At 53.7% G+C, this 2,158-nt stretch carries 2 protein-coding genes; both read right to left on the bottom strand.

Annotated elements, in window-relative coordinates:
- Positions 1-227: 227 nt before the first annotated feature.
- Positions 228-545 (bottom strand): hypothetical protein, encoded by a 318-nt coding sequence (locus tag JHD77_RS31630; protein WP_019485604.1) that lies wholly within the window; start codon positions 543-545, stop codon positions 228-230.
- On the bottom strand, positions 542-2,158 hold a 1,617-nt coding region (locus JHD77_RS31625; RefSeq protein WP_199506560.1), incomplete at its 5' end, for a DUF637 domain-containing protein. The genes JHD77_RS31630 and JHD77_RS31625, both read right to left, overlap by 4 nt.

Below are 2,158 nucleotides of genomic sequence, written 5' to 3'. Positions count from 1 at the left end.
GGAGCCTCCTTACGGCGTCTGCACTGGAGCCTCCCTGCTTAGAAAATTAGAGTAGGGAAAATAAATCTGTCCCCTTTATGCTGTTGGCGCAAGATCAACAAACTCTTGCCGTTCGACTAAATGTTTCTGGAACGCGTGGCCATTCGCAACCTCCTCAGACAGGAGCTGAGAATTAAGCCTGCCTTGATTGATAGCACTTTCTGCGCCGGAGCTACCTTTTGCCCCAACTAAATATCAAAAGACTCTCTGCGACGGTATACAACCCTACCCACCTCCGAAAGCCCCGGAAGGCGTTCACGCCCCACGATCAACTCAGACCTGCATCTCAAACTAGAGCCCTGATATGCCGTATATTGGCAAACAACATCCTCAATCTCCTCAACGTCCTCTTCGTTGCTCTCTTCAAGATAAAATCTCAATACCCACTCATCGCCATCCCATAACAATGCAATCATTCTAAAATTGGCAGATATCGCACCTACCAACGCTTGAATTAGCATTAACACTTGAAAATTCCATTCTTCCAACGTTGGCTGGCTACTCATTTGGGACTCCAGTTTGGATTTGTAGGGACAATACTTGGACTCTTTGTGCCCTTGATAATAAATACATTGGTTGCCTGATCAGTTATACCAACACCGAGATTAACGTTAGTTCCAGTAACGCCCTCAAACTTGACTACTGGGAATCCCTGAGCATTTCTCCCTAGGATTTTCACTTGGCCGGTATGGTAGGCATCAAGCACTTTTTGAGCATCAGAGACACTGTTTAAGAAACCACCGCCTCCCCGTGCCTCAAGCTGCTGTGTTCCAGCAATATGGCGAAGCTGCTTCTGGCTTATCTTGGTAGAGACATCAGGAAAATCTTTCAGTGTAAGTATTCCTTTCGGACCATCCGTAACGACGCCCTTGCCTGCCCCTGCCAACCCTCCATCAATGGCCAGCCCAACCTCAACTCCCAATGCAGTCGAACTCGCGGCGTTGTCCCGCACCACGCTGGCACCCTGGCCTTGCATGGTGTGCAAGGCATCCAGATAGCCTTTCATACGGATGTCTTCAGGTAACGAGGCAACCGAGTTCCAAGCGTTCTGGATATCCCGCTCCGCACAGCTTGAACAGGTTAGCGCACCCATCAACCACAAGGCAGTTTTTGAAGGCGCGCTGACGATCCCTTCCAGTGCCAGCCCAAAGCCCGCTTGGCTACCTTCACCTTTGGCATTCAGCACTTCCGCACGGTTCGCGGGGTCCCTCGTATAGCTCGCGGGATTCGCTAGGGCTATGTTTTCCAGAACGCTGGTCAGGGCCTCCTTGTTCTTGAATAGCGCCGTCAGCCCCACCCGCTCGTTGTAGTAGTCAGCCTGGGTCACCTGGAAGAGATTACTGTCCGGGCCTGTGCCCAGCTCCGTACGCAGATACTGAGCAGCCCGGGCAGCGTTGATGTCTGTGCCGGCCAAGGCCTGGTTCCAGCCATTGTCCACCATCATGGCGGCCGTGCTGAGAAGCTCTTTGCGGGCAGTGTCCTCGCTCAGCCCATTTTCCTGGGCATAACGTTTGACGCGCTTCACATCCGATGCGAATTTGATTTCATCTGGGTGTAGCTGCCGGTTGTACGCCGTCCCGCTTTTGGCGATCTCGGCGCCCAGACTCACATCGCCATTGACCGCACTTGCCGCGGCTACGCCAACGAGTTGCGAGGCCATCAGTTCGAGGTTTTGATCGCCACCTACCATTTTCCCAAGGAGGTTGATCATGGCCTCGTTGGCACCAGCGGCCGCCGCTCCAGTCTTGAAGTCACTGCCGGAGGCTTCGGCCAGCAGACCTCCCATCAGGGCGTGAGCCATGATTTTCGGCGGGCTGCCATCAGGGTATTTGACCGAGTCGCCAATGAAATTGAAACCTACCGCCATTCCCAGGTTGCGCGCCTGACCTGCCATGGCATTACCGAGGTTGTCGATGTAGCTGCCGCCATAGGCGGCCTGCTGCATGACCGATTGAGCAAAGCCTTGGGCAATGCTGTAGGCAGCAAATCCACCGATTCCCTCAACTGTGCTGAGCTTGAATCCTTTGGTGACTTTGTTGATGTTGTCACTGGATACGCCGAATGCCTTGTCCAACTGCGGGCTGACGAGATAAGCCGTGGCCGCTGCGATGGCGTACCC

Origin of the sequence: Pseudomonas sp. P20 (assembly GCF_016463925.1) — a bacterium.
GTDB lineage: Bacteria > Pseudomonadota > Gammaproteobacteria > Pseudomonadales > Pseudomonadaceae > Pseudomonas > Pseudomonas aeruginosa.
This window is presented reverse-complemented; position numbering and strand designations above follow the sequence as displayed.